We start from the raw sequence: 13,147 nt of genomic DNA on the forward strand, positions 1-13,147 counted from the left end.
GATGGCGGATCTGTTCGACCTCACCGGTCAGCACGTGCTGGTGACCGGCGCCTCCAGCGGGCTCGGGCGCCACTTCGCCGGGACGCTGGCCCGGGCCGGGGCACGGCTGACCCTGTGCGCGCGCCGGGCCGACGCCCTCGCCGAGACCGTCGCCAGCGTCACCGCGGCAGGCGGGCAGGCCCACGCCGTCGTGATGGACGTGACCGGGTCCGGCAGCATCGCGCGGGCGCTGGATGTGGCGGAGGCGCGGTTCGGGCCCGTTCAGGTCCTCATCAACAATGCCGGCGTGACCGCCACCAAGCCCGCCCTCGATCTCGAGGAGGCGGATTGGGACGCCGTGCTCGACACCAATCTCAAGGGCGTCTGGCTGGTGGCTCAGGCGACCGGAAAGCGCATGGTCCAGCACGGCGCGGGTGGCAGCATCGTCAACATCGCGTCGATCTTGGGCTTGCGCGTCACCGGCGGGCTTGCGCCCTACGCCGCCTCGAAGGCCGGGGTCGTCCAGCTCACCAAGAGCCTTGCGCTGGAATGGGCGCGCCACGGGATCCGGGTCAACGCTCTGGCGCCGGGCTACATCAAGACCGAACTCAACGATGCGTTCTTCGAGTCCGAACCCGGGAAGGCGCTGATCAAGCGCGTGCCGCAGCGCCGGCTCGGCGAGGCAGCCGAGCTCGATGGGCCGCTCCTGCTCCTCGCCTCCAGGGCCGGCGCCTACATGACCGGCAGCGTCGTCGCGGTCGACGGCGGTCACCTCGTCTCGGGCCTGTAGCGGATGGACCAGGAACGGCTGCGCGCCTGGATCGTCGCGCATCTCGGCCGCGCGGATCTCAACATCGCAGAGATCCGTCCGCTCGGCGGCGGCTCGATCCAGGAGAACCGCCTCGTCCGCTGCCAGATCGCAGGCGAATCGCGCGACTTCGTGCTGCGCATGGACGCCTCCGCCACGATCGCGTCGAGCCGGTCCCGCGCCGAGGAGTTCCGCATCCTGGAGGCCGTCTGGAAAGCCGGCGTGCGCGTGCCTGAGCCCGTGGGCTTCTGCGACGATCCGGCGGTGATCGGCGCACCCTTCGCGCTGATGGGCCTCGTCGAGGGTGTCGGGCTGGGGCCGCGCATCGCCAAGGATCTGAGCCTCGGCGGCGACCGCGAGCATCTGACGACCGCCCTGGGCCGCGAACTCGCCAAGATCCACACGGCTTTCGACCCAGCAACGCCTCCCGCGGCGCTGGCCTTCCTGGGCGAGCCGGCACCAGACCCGGCGCGGGCCGAAATCGCGCGGCTGCGTGCCAGCCTCGATGGAATCGGCGTCTTGCGCCCGGCCATCGAGTGGGGCTTGCGCTGGGGCGAGCTTCGCGCACCCGCATGCCCAACTCCGACCCTCGTCCACCGGGATTTCCGCACCGGCAACTACATGGTCGACGCAAACGGTCTCACGGCCGTGCTCGATTGGGAATTCGCCGGCTGGGGCGATCCCGCGCAGGATCTCGGCTGGTTCTGCGCCGCCTGCTGGCGCTTCGGCCGGTCCGAGCTGGAGGCCGGCGGCATCGGTTCCCGCGCGGCCTTCTATCGGGGTTACCGGGAAGCCGGTGGCCGCCCCATCGATCCGGAAAGCGTCGCCTACTGGGAGGTGCTGGCGCATCTGCGCTGGGCGGTGATCGCCCTGGAGCAGGGCGCGCGACACGTTTCCGGCCGCGAATTTTCCCTCGAACTGGCGCTCACCGGCCGGATGGTGCCGGACCTCGAACGGGCGATCCTGCGGGCGACGTCCCCCGCGGCGTGGAGCTGAGCATGCAGGATGAACCCTCCGGCGCCGCCCTCCTCGACGCCGCGCGCCGGGCCCTGACCGAAGAGGTGGTGCCCGGTCTCACCGGCCGTCCGCGCTACGTCGCGCTGATGGTCGCGAACGCGATCGGCATCGCTGCCCGGGAGATCGCCGAGGCCGATCGGTTATCTGCGGCCGGCGCGGATGTCCTGGCGGGCGAACCCGTCGCGGCCCTGGTCGCCGCGATCCGGGCCGGGGGGCGCGATGCCGACCCGAACCTCCACGAAGCCCTGGAAGCGGCTGCGATGGTGGCCGCGCAGGTGTGGAAGCCGGCTCCTCCCGGCGGCTAAGCCTCCCCGGCGGCACGGATTCCCAAGGACTTTTTCACAGCCCCCGGGCGCGATCCCGTAACACGAACTTCTGGATCTTCCCGGTCGAGGTCTTCGGCAGCGGACCGAACACCACGGTCTTCGGCACCTTGAAGCGCGCCATCCGCTCGCGACAGAAGGCGATCACATCGTGATCGGTCGGCGGCTCGGCGCCCGGCTTCACCTCGAGAAACGCACAGGGGCTCTCGCCCCAGGTCGGGTCGGGCCGCGCCACCACGGCCGCCAGCATGATGGCGGGATGGCGCATCAGCACCTCCTCCACCTCCAGACTGGAGATGTTCTCGCCGCCCGAGATGATGATGTCCTTCGCCCGGTCCTTGATCTCGACCGATCCGTCGGGATGCCAGACCGCGAGGTCGCCGGTCCGGTACCAGCCCCCGGCGAGTGCCCGCGCGGTGGCGTCGGGATTGCCCAGATAGCCCTTCATCACGGTATTCCCGCGAAGCCGGATCTCCCCGACCGTCGCGCCGTCCTGCGGCACCGGCCGGTCGGTTTCAGGATCCACCACCCCGGTGGCCTCGAGGGTCGCGAGCGGCACACCCTGCCGCGCCATGCGGGCGTAGCGGTCGGCGTCGCTGAGTTCCGTCCAGTCCGGCTGGGCGAGGCAGACAGTGGCGGGCCCATAGCTCTCGGTGGCGCCGTAGAGGTGCAGGACCTGGAAGCCCAGTTCCTCCATGGTGCGGATGATCGTCGAGGACGGTGCCGCACCCCCGACCGCGCAGCGTACCCGCTGCGGAAAGGCGACGCGATCGGATTCCGGTGCGTGCGCGATCATCGAGAGCACGATCGGCGCGCCGCAGAGATGCGTCACCCCGTGCTCCGCGATCAACCGGAAGATCGCCGCCGGCTCGACCTTGCGCAGGCAGATCTGGGTCGCGCAGGCGGCGACGCTGGCCCAGGGGTACGACCAGCCGCTGCAATGGAACATCGGCAGGGTCCAGAGATACACGCTTTCGGCGGTCAGCCCGAAGGTGACGGCGTTGCCGAGCGCCTGAAGATACGCACCGCGGTGGCTGTAGACCGCGCCCTTCGGATCGCCGGTGGTGCCGGAGGTGTAGAGCAGGCAGAGCGATTGCCACTCGTCCGTGGGACCGGTCCAAGCGTGGTCGGGATCGCCGGATGCAAGGAGATTTTCGTAGGAGATCGCATCGGCGACGTCGGCCTCGCCGATCGCCACCACCAGCAGCGGGCGCTCGAGCTCCGCGAGCGCCCTTGCGGCCAGCGGCGCATATTCGGACTCGACGATCAGCGCGCGGGCGCCGCCATGCGCCAGCGAGAACGCGATCGTCGCCGGATCGAGGCGCGTGTTCAGCGGGTTGAGGACGGCGCCGAGCATCGGCACGGCGAAGTGGGCCTCGATCATCTCGGGAACGTTGGGCGCCAGGATCGCCACGGTGTCGAGGGTGCCGATCCCGTGCGCCGCGAGGCCGGAGGCGAGTCGGCGGCAGCGGGCGTACAGATCGGCGTAGCTGAGATGCCGGTCGCCATCGATGACCGCAATCCGTCCACCGGCAGCCGAGGCGGCGCGCGCCAGGAGGCTCACCGGGGTCAGCGGGACGTAATTGGCCGATGTTCGATCAAGATCGCGCGCGAAGGGGTGGCGAGCGGCCCCGGGGGACGGCGCGGGGTGCTGCGGATCGATCTCCGTCATCGGTCTGCCTTCTGATCGGGCGGCGGGCGTGGCGTTCGCTCCGCCTGCGGATGATTTCGCGCGCGGTCCGGCTGTCAATCGCCAGCATGCCCAAGGGCGGTGTCCCGATCGGCTTCTGTCACGCCGCGGTGTTGACGGCGCGGCAACCGTGACGGATGCCCATAATCCGGGCTCGGCCGGTCGGGGCCGACGGTTGGGGGAACGGTGGCCGTGGGGAACGACAACCTGCCGATGGTGCCCTCGCAGGCGGGGCGAGCCTTGGCCGAGAGCGGCGTGGCTCGGGCGCGCGAGACCTATGAGCGCTTTGCCGAAGCCGGCGAGATGGCGCTCAACGCCTTCGAGACATCGATGGCCCAGACCTTTGAGGGCTGGCGCTCGGTGATGGGTTCCAGCCGCGAGACCGCCCACCAGTTGAGCGAGAGCCTTGTTGCCGGCGCTCGCAGGATGCGCGAGCAGTGGGAGGCCGCCGGGGCACGGCTCTACAACGCGTTCGAGGACAACGCCGGTCACACCATGGCGGCTATGCGCGAGATTGGGCACCGCATGCTCGTGGCGTCCGATACGAACATCCGCGCCAACCTCGATTTTGCCGAACGCGTGGCGAAGGCGGCCGATGCCCGGGAGGTGGCTGCCCTCAACGTCGCATACCTGCAAGAGCAGGCGCGCCGACTCACCGACCAGATGGTCGATCTGCACCAGACGACCAGCCGGCTCGCCCGCGAAGCCGTCGCGCGCACCGAAACGCCGTGACGCGCGACACGGCGGCAGCGGCGAAAACGATGCCGCGGCTCGACGATCTCAGCCGCGCCGACGTTCCGTTCCGGACCGGCCATGTCCTGGCCTACGCGCCCCACGATTTCCACCGCATCGCCTATGTCGAATGGGGTGACCCGGCCTCCCCGCACGTGGTCGTCTGCGTCCACGGGTTGAGCCGTCAGGGCCGGGACTTCGATCCGCTGGGCTATCTCCTGGCCAAGATGGGCTACCGGGTCGTCTGTCCGGACCTGCCGGGACGCGGCGCGAGTGGATGGCTCAAGGATCCGGAACTCTACGGCCTGCCGCAATACGCCGCCGACATGGCCGCTTTGATCGGGCATCTGCGGGTGCCCGGGAAGATCGACTGGGTCGGCACCTCGCTGGGCGGCCTGACCGGCATGGTTCTGGCCGCCGCGGCCAACACGCCCATCCGCCGGATGGTGATCAACGATATCGGTCCGTTCCTGCCCTGGGCGCCGATCCGCCACATCGGTTCGCGCCTGCGGGACGCACCTCGCCTGCATCACAACCTGGCTTCCGGCGAGTCGCGCCTGCGCACGGTGCTCGGTTCGTTCGGTTCCCTGACTGACGAGCAATGGCGGCACATCGCCAAGCACAGCTTCTTCCCGGAGCCGAACGGCGGCTGGCGGCCCCACTACGATCCCGGAATCGGCGACGCGTTCCGACCGGGCAGGGTCTACAGCGTCAGCATGTGGCGCGATTGGGACGCGATCACCTGTCCTGTCCTGCTCCTGCGCGGGGAGCATTCAGAACTGCTCCTCGCCTCGACCGCCGACGAGATGACACGGCGAGGCCCACCCACGAAGCGGGTCGAGATACCGGATTGCGGTCACGCCCCCGCGCTCCTGGACGATCAGCAACTCGCGATCGTGACCGACTGGCTCGGCCCGCCGCCCTGAGATCGCGTCGAAGGGTTGATCCGGTCGCGCTGCAACCCTCGAGGGATTGCCAATGCATTCCCGCGATGCGGCTTCGACGATGGCGCATTCCCCTGACGGGCGTAAATATTACGGGCCTGAGTTCTGCGTAGCCTGCGCGGAGGGAAATAAGTCCGGCAATCCCGCCTGACCGGATTCCGCGCTGCGGCCTGTCAGGTCGATTGACCATTTTTGGTATCTTAGATCTGGCGCACGTGACCTTTCGTTGCACAGCGGGCTTGGCTGTGGCATCTACCGAGTGCAGGCTAGAATCTGTGCCGCACGATCTAGCAGCACTGTGTTGTAGTCGGCGGCTCGGGTTGCGACTGCGCATGCCCGCCAACAGAGACGACGTTCGGACCTACAGAGATGGCCAAGCCCAGCCCCAAGCCGAAGCAGACGACGGCGATCGATCACGGCGTTGGCAGCCGCATTGCGTTCCTGCGCGCGGCGAACGGGTTGAGCCAATCGGCCCTGGCCAGCGCTCTGGGCGTCAGCTTCCAGCAAGTCCAGAAGTACGAAACCGGCAAGAACCGCGTTGGAGCCGGCCGCCTTCAGGCGATTGCCGAACGGCTCGGCGTACCGGTGTCGAGCTTCTTCGAGCCGGAGCCCGAGAGCGCGACCGAGAATGGCCCGTCGCTGCTCCGCGTGAGCGGTGCCGTCGAGCTTCTGCGCGCCTACAACCAGATTGCCGACGATCAGATGCGTCGTGATGTCCTCAGCCTCGTGAAGTCCGCCGCGCGCGTCGGCCAGCATCGGGCTGCCGGGGCGACCGTCGATCCGGGAACGGCTGACGCCGCAACCCCGGGCAACTGAGGTCGGAGCGCTCGCCAAAAACGGGGCGTCGATGCAGCGTCGCCGGCCTCGTCGGGACGGGGCGTTCGAGGCGTGCCCCGCGGCGAAACCGATCCCACTCGGCGCCGGCGATTGCCTGTCGGGTGTTTCACCGGGCCCCGGCAGCGTTCTGACGCGGTGCGTCATCGGTGAGGCGACCCAGGATGGATACGACGGACATCGTTCATCTGCTCGCCGACTTGCCGTCCAGCGGCACGGAGGAGGTCGTCACAATCCTGCTCGCGGCACCGGGCCTGCGGGTGGAGCGCATCGTTTCCACCGGTCAGGCGAGCCCAGCCGGGTTCCACTATGATCAACCGCATACCGAATGGGTCGCGGTGCTGGCGGGTTCGGCCGATCTGCGTTTCGCGGACGAACCGGAACCGCGGCGCTTGACCGCTGGCGATGCCGTTCTGATCGCACCCCACCGACGCCATCGCGTCGAGTGGACTGACTCGCCCACCGTGTGGCTCGCCATTCACTACGGTCCCGAGGTCGGCGGTTCTGACGCGGGATCGGAAGCCGTCAGCCCGTGAACCGCGCAAGGGTGATGGCTGTCTCCCCGTAGCTGCGCCGCTCCAGCTCGGTGAAGCCCGCGGGCCAAGTCAGTTGCACCGTTTCGGCCTCTTCCACCACCGCGAGGGCGCCGGGGGCAAGCCATGCGCCGGCCACCGCGCTGGACAGGGCGCGGGGCGCGAGATCACGGCCGTAGGGGGGATCGCAGAACAAGAGCGAGAATTGCCCCGCCGTCCCGGCGGGGCCGAGCCGGGTCGCGTCGCGCCGGAACAGCCGGGTCACACCCTCGGCACCAAGGGCCTCGATGTTCGATCGGATCACGCCTCGGGCCTCGGTCCCGTCGTCGACCAGCAGCGCGTAGGCCGCGCCCCGCGACAGGGCCTCGAAACCCAGCGCTCCCGTACCGGCGAACAGATCGAGGACCCGGGCCCCCGGCAGCGCCTCGTCATAGGCATGCGTCAGCACGTTGAAGAGCGACTCCCGGAGGCGATCCGAGGTCGGCCGGATAGCATCGGTGCGTGGGGCTGAGAGCCGGCGGCCGCGCCAGGCGCCGCCGACGATCCTCATCGGGTACCGCGGTGCGGGCGCCCACCGCCGGGCTTGCCGCCGCCGGGCTTATCGCCGCCGGGCTTGCCGCCAGGCCGCCCCCCGGGCCGACCATTTCCGCCGGCACCATTCCGGTCGGGGCCCCTGCCGCCGAAACCGCCGGCTTTGCCGCCGGGCCGCGCGCCGCCCGCCTTCGCCCCCCCGAAGGCGGGCTTGCCGCCGGCCGGCCGACGATCCTGGCCCCCGAAGCCGGCCTTGCCGCGCGGCGCGCCTTGAGCCGGAGCGCCGTCGGATGGCCGATCCCGTCGCGGAGCCGTCCTGCCCTGCGGTCGCGTATCCCGACTCGCGTCGCCCCATCCCCCCTCGGCGCTGCGGGCTGCGGGCCGGCGCGGCCGCTCATCCTGCGCATCCTGACCGCGGGATCTCTGCGGGCGTTCGCCGCGCGGTGCGGCTGCGCCCTCGGTCCGGAAGCCGCCGGCGCGGCCGGAGCCGGCGCTACCTCCGCGCTGGCCGCCCGGCGGGCCGTCATCGGCGTAACGGCGGCGCGCCTTCACTGGCGCTTCGACCGCGACGGGGCTGGCCGCGAGGCGCTCCACGACCACGCGGCGGTCCCCGGTCCGGATCGAGCCGACCCGCTCCCGCCCGCGCTCGGCCGCTGCGGCCTGCGCGACACGCGGATCGGCGCCGCGGCGGGGTACGCGCGTACCCCGCGGCTTGCCGGGGTCCTCATCGCGCCATGCCGCGTTGCGCGGGCCCGACCCGGAACCACCCGTCGCGACGCGCGGTGCGGGCGCGGGACGCGCCGCGTTGCGCTTGGGCCCTGCACCCCCCTGGTCCCCCTTCGCACCCCGATCCGCGGCCTTGGACCCGCCGAAGGGCGTGATCGGCTCGCGCACCGGACTGTCGAAATCCACACCCGCCTGTTCGGCCAGCGATTTGCCGAGCTGGTCCTTCAGGACTCGGGTCCGGACCTCTTCGACGAGGCCGACCTCCAGATCGCCGAGCTGGAACGGCCCGAAGGACAGCCGGATCAGCCGGTTCACCGAGAGACCGAGATGTTCGAGGATGCGCTTGACCTCGCGGTTTTTGCCTTCGCGCAGCCCCAGCGTCAGCCATACGTTGTCGCCCTGCACGCGGTCGAGCGTGGCTTCCACGGGGCCGTATTCCATGTCGTCGATGGTGACGCCCTTCGACAATCGGTCGAGCTGCGCCTGATCGACGTCGCCGTGGGCCCGGACACGGTAGCGGCGAAGCCATCCGGTCTCGGGATGGGCGATGACCTTGGCGAGGCCGCCGTCGTTGGTGAGGAGCAGCAAGCCCTCGGTGTTGATGTCGAGGCGACCGACCGCGACGACCCGTGGCAGATCCTCGGGCAGGACGTCGAAGACCGTCTGCCGCCCCTCCGGATCACGGGCCGTTGTGACGAGGCCGCGCGGCTTATGGAAGATCCACAGGCGGCTGCGCTCCCGCAACGGCATGGGCTCGCCGTCGATGAGGATCTGATCGTCGTCCGTGACGTTGCGCGCCGGCGAGGTCAGCGTCTCGCCGTTGACGCTCACCCGGCCGGCCAGGATCATCGTCTCCGCCTCGCGCCGCGACGCGATCCCGGCCCGCGCCATTGCCTTGGCGATGCGCTCACCGGGCGGCGTCGGCTCAGGGGTCGGAACGGCGGGCGGTTCTTCGGGAACCGCTGCGGTCTGTTCGGGGCGCTGCTTGGTCCGGCCGGTCTTCAGCGGCGCCTCCGCCGGATCGCGGGTGCGATCGGCGTCCGTCGCCGGGCTCCAGGCCCGCGCTGGTCCATTCTCGGAATCCGGGCGGTCGGAGCCCCCCGGTGTATCGTCGTTCGGCGTGTCGCTCATGCCCGGGCCTTACCAGAGCCGATACCGACAGGCGAGACAGGTCTTTCAGACCGTTTCGGAAAGGTCGATACGCGAAGGGGCGTTCCCGGAGGAACGCCCCTTACGGATCGCAGCGACGAGAAGCCCGGTTATGACCGCCCGCCGCGAGTCGTCGGTGCGTCAGAGTCTCGGCGAGCGGCCGCGCATCACGCCGAACACGGCGGAAACCAGGAACAGCGCGATCGCAACGAAAAAGACGATCTTAGCGGCGGCCATAGCGGTACCGGCGATGCCGCCGAACCCGAGCAGGGCCGCAACGATGGCGACAACGAGAAACGTGACAGCCCAACCGATCATAGCATCCTCGTGTTGTTCGAGCCGATCCGTGGCGGGAACCCGCCACCGGCGGGTCCCGTTCCGATCACCCCGCGGCGATCAGAGCTTGTCGGTGGCCGACTTCACGGTGTCCTTGGCATCGCCGACCGTGCTCTGGGTCTTGCCCTTGAGCTCCTGAGCCGCACCCTCGGCCTTCATCTTGTCATTGCCGGTCACGTCGCCGAGACCCTGCTTGGCCTTGCCGAGAGCCTCGTTGGCGGCGCCCTTGATCTTGTCCGTGGTGCTGCTCATGGCGTTATCCTCTTGTCGTCCTGCGGCGACGCCGCACGAGACGCTAAGAACGGTCACGGTCGGGCGAATGTTCCAGGCCTTCACATTGCTCTGGATCAATACGCCGGCATCGTTCGATTGCTCATCATGTCGAGGACGCCTGCACTGTGACGACTGATGCTCTCGATCGCGCCTTCGCGGCGGCCCGGCAGGGGGCGGCGGCCGGCGAGGTTCCGGTGGGCGCCGTCGTTGTTCGGGATGGAACCGTGCTGGCCGTTGCCCATAACCGGCCCCGCGCCCTGCGGGATCCGACCGCCCATGCGGAGATCCTGGCCATCCGGCAGGCCTGCGCCGCGATCGGCGACGAGCGGCTGACCGGCTGCGATCTCTACGTGACCCTCGAACCATGCCCGATGTGCGCTGGTGCGATCTCGTTCGCGCGGATCCGGCGGCTCTATTACGGGGCTTCGGACCCGAAGGGTGGCGGCGTCGAGCACGGGCCACGCGTGTTCAACCAGGCGACCTGCCACCACGCGCCGGAAGTCTATAGCGGCTTCCGCGAGCAGGAGGCTGCGGCGCTCCTGCGCGATTTCTTCGGGTCGCGGCGCCTCTGATGCGTGGGGCCGGCGATCGGGACCCTCTAAGGGTTCACCCGCAGGCCGACCAGGACGGTGTTGTCGCTGAAGCTCGAACCGGCGACCGTGCTGTTGATCTGCTGGTAGATGTAGGTCCCCCGCAGGGTGAGCCACCGGGTCAGGTGATAGTCGAGCCGCGCCGTCGCCGAGACGCCGTTCTCGCGGATCGTGCTGCCTTGGTAGGTGTTCTTCAGGAACGAGCCCCCGAGCACGATCGACAGGTTACGGAACAGGTCGTGCTGGACTTCGAGCGTCGCGACATCCGTGAGGATACCGCTTGAACCTGGGATCGTCGTCTCGGTGATGCCGGTGGCGGCCGTGAGACGAACCGTCGTCAGCGGGCTCATCGACCAGACGAGGGCGGCGTTGACCAGCGGCGCATCGATGGCGCGCAGGGTCGGGTCGACGTATTCGCGGTGCTGGATGCCCGCCGAGATCTCGCCGGTGAGCGTGCGCAGCAGGCCGAAGCTCGCCCCGACCAGCACCGAGACGCCGTCCGAATCGCGCCGGATCCCGTTCAGGTCCTGTCGCAGGTCGTAGACCCGCGTGTCGCCCAAGAGGTCAATGAACGGACTGAAATCCGGATTGACTTCATAGGCAGTTCGCAGCTGAAGACTGTACTGATTCAGGTTGCGGTCGGTCTGATTGATGATGGTCCCGTCCGAGAGTCGGGCATTGTCGAATTCCGAGCGGTCGATCGAGCCGCGCAACGTGACGGACAGACGGTTGAACGTCTCGGTCGCGCCGAGCGATGCGCCGTAGACGGCGAGCAACGGCCGGCTGGTGGACGCAGCGGCCTGCAGATTCCCGGTCGCAACCTGAAGGTTGGGGTTCCCTGTGCGCTGCGTGTCGACGAGGAAGCGGCCCTCCGCGTCGATATGCAGATCGCGATTGGCGTCGAGGCGCCACCGGACGACGCCGTCGGCGGCCGGGCGGCTCGCCGCCTCGTTCTGGGGCGTCTCCAGATACGCGCCGCGCAACGAGCCCTGCAGCGAACTCGATGCCCAGTTGCTTTGGAAGTCGACCGCCGCATCGGTGCGCAGAGCCACGGAACCACGCGCGTATTGCCGGCTGGTCTGGTCGGGATTCGAATCGTAGCCGAGGCTCTGGGCGAAGCTCGGCAGAAATGTAACGCCGCCGATCTGGTAGCCGATCGGCGCGTAGGCCGGGTCGGTGGGGATCGGCCGTGCGAGATCCGTCCCGAGGATGAAACCCGGCGTCAGAAGGCCCAAAGCGGGGGTATTGGCGAGCAGCGGCAGGATCGGCCGCACCTGCGTCGATGCCGGTGGCAGCGGGACGCCGACCACTGGCTGCTGAATGATCGGCGTGAGCCTGAGCGACGGGCTGGGAACCTGCGTGACCTCCTGGGTGATCCTGCGGGTCGCCGTTCCGAGGCGCCGCGGCGGCGCGGCGCGCGACCGCAGCAGGGCTGAAGGGGCAAGGTTGCTCGGTGCCGTGGAGCTTCCGCCGGTGCGCTGACCGCCGCCCGTCGCGCGGGTGTCGAGTTGCGAGGTGCCAGGCTGCGTCTGCCCCTGCGCCGGGATCGCCGGCGCGAGCAGTGACCGAAGGCTGTCGCCCCCGGTCTGATCGCCGCTCGTGGCGTCACCGCCCGGCGAGCCGCGACCATCGTCGCGCGACAGGCCGTCGGGGAACCGCCGCCGAAGCGCCGGGAGCCCGTTCGGGGCTGTGTCGAGGCCAACGCCTGGATTGTCCGGCTGCCCGGCGACGGGGCTGATCGCATCGAAGCGCTGCGCCGCGGTCGGCGATGCCGCGACCACCAGGGCAACGGCCGCGTAAGCGAGCCGCTTTTCGTGCCGTTCCCGTCGATCAGCCCGCGCCGTCCGCACTTGATCCTGGTCTCCACAAGTATCCCGCGCATCGAATGCGGGGATTTACTCACCGTACTGGGACGTTCAACGTCATCGGCATGGTTAACGCAGGCTAGCGCAGCGTGGTTAATGTGGCGTCAACGGGGGCCTGAGGCAGCAATGGAAACCGGCGCGCACCTGTCTTTGCTGCACGGAACATCCGATTGAGATTTGCGGCATGATCCGCTAAGATGAGATAGATTTCGATTGCGCCCAATAGGGATTGATCGACCCAGATAATTGGATTGTCGGGGCCTAGCCATGAGCGATAACGTAGAGTTTGAGCAGGCGAGCAGCATCGAGCTGGCCGTCGATATCGTCGCGGCCTATGTGTCGAACAACTCGTTGCCCTCGACCGATCTTCCGGGCCTGATCGACATCGTCCACGGGGCGTTGAACCAGCTGACCTCAGCACCGGGCGTTTCGCGGGGACCGGTCGAGAAGCTATCGCCGGCCCAAATCCGGAAGTCGGTCTCCCAAGATCATATCGTCAGCTTCGAGGACGGGAAGCCCTACAAGACGCTGCGCCGACATCTGACGCTGCGTGGGCTGTCGCCCGAGGCCTACCGCACGAAATGGGGCTTACCGGTGGACTATCCGATGACGGCAGCCAGCTACTCCGCCCAGCGGTCGGAGCTGGCGCGCGCCCTCGGACTCGGGCAACAGCGCCGGAACTACAACGGCGCTACGTCGGCAGCTCCGAAAGAACCTCCGGCCGCATCGTCGAAGTCGCGGACTTGTAAGAAGGCGTCCGCCGAGTAGCGCCACTCTTCGCGAACGATAAAAGTCGCGCACTGTAATTCGGCCAAGA

General features: G+C 69.0%; 15 protein-coding genes. 9 read left to right on the forward strand and 6 right to left on the reverse strand.

What is annotated here, in order from left to right; translation table 11 throughout:
* The first annotated feature begins 1 nt into the window (after window position 1).
* Genes MKK88_RS32360 through MKK88_RS32370 form a run of 3 tightly spaced genes read left to right on the forward strand, consistent with a single transcriptional unit; the run spans window position 2 to window position 2,109 of the window.
* Window positions 2-769: an SDR family NAD(P)-dependent oxidoreductase gene (locus MKK88_RS32360; protein ID WP_244007659.1), complete on the forward strand. Its 768-nt coding sequence runs from the start codon at window positions 2-4 to the stop codon at window positions 767-769.
* Window positions 770-772: 3 nt separating this feature from the next.
* Entirely contained in the window at window positions 773-1,783 is a 1,011-nt protein-coding gene (locus MKK88_RS32365; RefSeq protein ID WP_244007661.1) for a phosphotransferase family protein, read from the forward strand.
* Window positions 1,784-1,785: 2 nt separating this feature from the next.
* Window positions 1,786-2,109, forward strand: coding sequence for a DUF6285 domain-containing protein (locus tag MKK88_RS32370; protein ID WP_244007663.1), 324 nt, complete (start codon window positions 1,786-1,788; stop codon window positions 2,107-2,109).
* 34 nt (window positions 2,110-2,143) lie between these two features.
* Here MKK88_RS32370 and MKK88_RS32375 read toward each other — a convergent pair whose 3' ends face one another.
* Window positions 2,144-3,799 (reverse strand): AMP-binding protein, encoded by a 1,656-nt coding sequence (locus MKK88_RS32375; RefSeq protein WP_244007665.1) that lies wholly within the window; start codon window positions 3,797-3,799, stop codon window positions 2,144-2,146.
* A gap of 258 nt (window positions 3,800-4,057) precedes the next feature.
* On the opposite strand from MKK88_RS32375, the gene MKK88_RS32380 reads away from it, so the two are divergent.
* From MKK88_RS32380 to MKK88_RS32395, 4 genes are all read left to right on the forward strand, one after another.
* A complete protein-coding gene (locus MKK88_RS32380; protein WP_244007667.1) occupies window positions 4,058-4,549 on the forward strand; it encodes a phasin family protein in 492 nt (163 codons plus the stop codon).
* Window positions 4,546-5,475 (forward strand): alpha/beta fold hydrolase, encoded by a 930-nt coding sequence (locus MKK88_RS32385; protein WP_244007669.1) that lies wholly within the window; start codon window positions 4,546-4,548, stop codon window positions 5,473-5,475. The genes MKK88_RS32380 and MKK88_RS32385 overlap by 4 nt, the downstream gene beginning before the upstream one ends.
* 387 nt (window positions 5,476-5,862) lie before the next feature.
* Window positions 5,863-6,309, forward strand: a complete 447-nt coding sequence (locus tag MKK88_RS32390) for a helix-turn-helix domain-containing protein (RefSeq protein WP_244007671.1) — start codon at window positions 5,863-5,865, stop codon at window positions 6,307-6,309.
* A gap of 182 nt (window positions 6,310-6,491) precedes the next feature.
* Window positions 6,492-6,863 carry a cupin domain-containing protein gene (locus MKK88_RS32395; protein ID WP_244007673.1) on the forward strand — a complete coding sequence of 124 codons (372 nt, stop codon included), beginning with the start codon at window positions 6,492-6,494 and terminating at the stop codon, window positions 6,861-6,863.
* Here the strand turns inward: MKK88_RS32395 and rsmD are convergent.
* The 4 genes from rsmD to MKK88_RS32415 all read right to left on the reverse strand — a co-directional run bounded on the left by rsmD (window position 6,853) and on the right by MKK88_RS32415 (window position 9,854).
* Window positions 6,853-7,410, reverse strand: a complete 558-nt coding sequence (gene rsmD, locus MKK88_RS32400) for a 16S rRNA (guanine(966)-N(2))-methyltransferase RsmD (protein ID WP_244007676.1) — start codon at window positions 7,408-7,410, stop codon at window positions 6,853-6,855. The two genes, MKK88_RS32395 and rsmD, sit on opposite strands and share 11 nt — an antisense overlap.
* Entirely contained in the window at window positions 7,407-9,248 is a 1,842-nt protein-coding gene (locus MKK88_RS32405; RefSeq protein WP_244007678.1) for a pseudouridine synthase, read from the reverse strand. Before MKK88_RS32405 ends, rsmD begins: the two co-directional genes overlap by 4 nt.
* A 159-nt stretch (window positions 9,249-9,407) precedes the next feature.
* Window positions 9,408-9,584 carry a DUF1328 domain-containing protein gene (locus MKK88_RS32410; RefSeq protein ID WP_244007680.1) on the reverse strand — a complete coding sequence of 59 codons (177 nt, stop codon included), beginning with the start codon at window positions 9,582-9,584 and terminating at the stop codon, window positions 9,408-9,410.
* Between the two features lie 78 nt (window positions 9,585-9,662).
* Window positions 9,663-9,854 (reverse strand): CsbD family protein, encoded by a 192-nt coding sequence (locus MKK88_RS32415; RefSeq protein WP_091714230.1) that lies wholly within the window; start codon window positions 9,852-9,854, stop codon window positions 9,663-9,665.
* Window positions 9,855-10,000: 146 nt separating this feature from the next.
* Here MKK88_RS32415 and MKK88_RS32420 point away from each other — a divergent pair, with 146 nt between their 5' ends.
* The gene (locus MKK88_RS32420) at window positions 10,001-10,447 is read left to right on the forward strand and encodes a nucleoside deaminase (RefSeq protein ID WP_244007682.1); all 447 of its coding nucleotides are present in this window, start codon (window positions 10,001-10,003) and stop codon (window positions 10,445-10,447) included.
* Window positions 10,448-10,473: 26 nt separating this feature from the next.
* On the opposite strand, the gene MKK88_RS32425 is transcribed toward MKK88_RS32420, so the two are convergent.
* Window positions 10,474-12,246 (reverse strand): outer membrane beta-barrel protein, encoded by a 1,773-nt coding sequence (locus tag MKK88_RS32425; protein WP_244007684.1) that lies wholly within the window; start codon window positions 12,244-12,246, stop codon window positions 10,474-10,476.
* A gap of 351 nt (window positions 12,247-12,597) precedes the next feature.
* Between MKK88_RS32425 and MKK88_RS32430 the strand changes: the two genes are divergently transcribed.
* Window positions 12,598-13,098, forward strand: coding sequence for a MucR family transcriptional regulator (locus MKK88_RS32430; RefSeq protein WP_244007686.1), 501 nt, complete (start codon window positions 12,598-12,600; stop codon window positions 13,096-13,098).
* Window positions 13,099-13,147: the final 49 nt, after the last annotated feature.

It is taken from the genome of Methylobacterium sp. E-005 (assembly GCF_022829725.1).
Taxonomy (GTDB): Bacteria; Pseudomonadota; Alphaproteobacteria; order Rhizobiales; family Beijerinckiaceae; genus Methylobacterium.

Bases quoted from the DNA above. Each gene is read 5' to 3' on its own strand.
- MKK88_RS32405 (WP_244007678.1), bottom strand. From the start codon at position 9,248: ATGAGCGACACGCCGAACGACGATACACCGGGGGGCTCCGACCGCCCG.
- MKK88_RS32375 (WP_244007665.1), bottom strand. From the start codon at position 3,799: ATGACGGAGATCGATCCGCAGCACCCCGCGCCGTCCCCCGGGGCCGCT.
- MKK88_RS32370 (WP_244007663.1), top strand. From the start codon at position 1,786: ATGCAGGATGAACCCTCCGGCGCCGCCCTCCTCGACGCCGCGCGCCGG.
- MKK88_RS32415 (WP_091714230.1), bottom strand. From the start codon at position 9,854: ATGAGCAGCACCACGGACAAGATCAAGGGCGCCGCCAACGAGGCTCTC.
- MKK88_RS32360 (WP_244007659.1), top strand. From the start codon at position 2: ATGGCGGATCTGTTCGACCTCACCGGTCAGCACGTGCTGGTGACCGGC.
- rsmD (WP_244007676.1), bottom strand. From the start codon at position 7,410: ATGAGGATCGTCGGCGGCGCCTGGCGCGGCCGCCGGCTCTCAGCCCCA.
- MKK88_RS32390 (WP_244007671.1), top strand. From the start codon at position 5,863: ATGGCCAAGCCCAGCCCCAAGCCGAAGCAGACGACGGCGATCGATCAC.
- MKK88_RS32365 (WP_244007661.1), top strand. From the start codon at position 773: ATGGACCAGGAACGGCTGCGCGCCTGGATCGTCGCGCATCTCGGCCGC.
- MKK88_RS32395 (WP_244007673.1), top strand. From the start codon at position 6,492: ATGGATACGACGGACATCGTTCATCTGCTCGCCGACTTGCCGTCCAGC.
- MKK88_RS32430 (WP_244007686.1), top strand. From the start codon at position 12,598: ATGAGCGATAACGTAGAGTTTGAGCAGGCGAGCAGCATCGAGCTGGCC.
- MKK88_RS32410 (WP_244007680.1), bottom strand. From the start codon at position 9,584: ATGATCGGTTGGGCTGTCACGTTTCTCGTTGTCGCCATCGTTGCGGCC.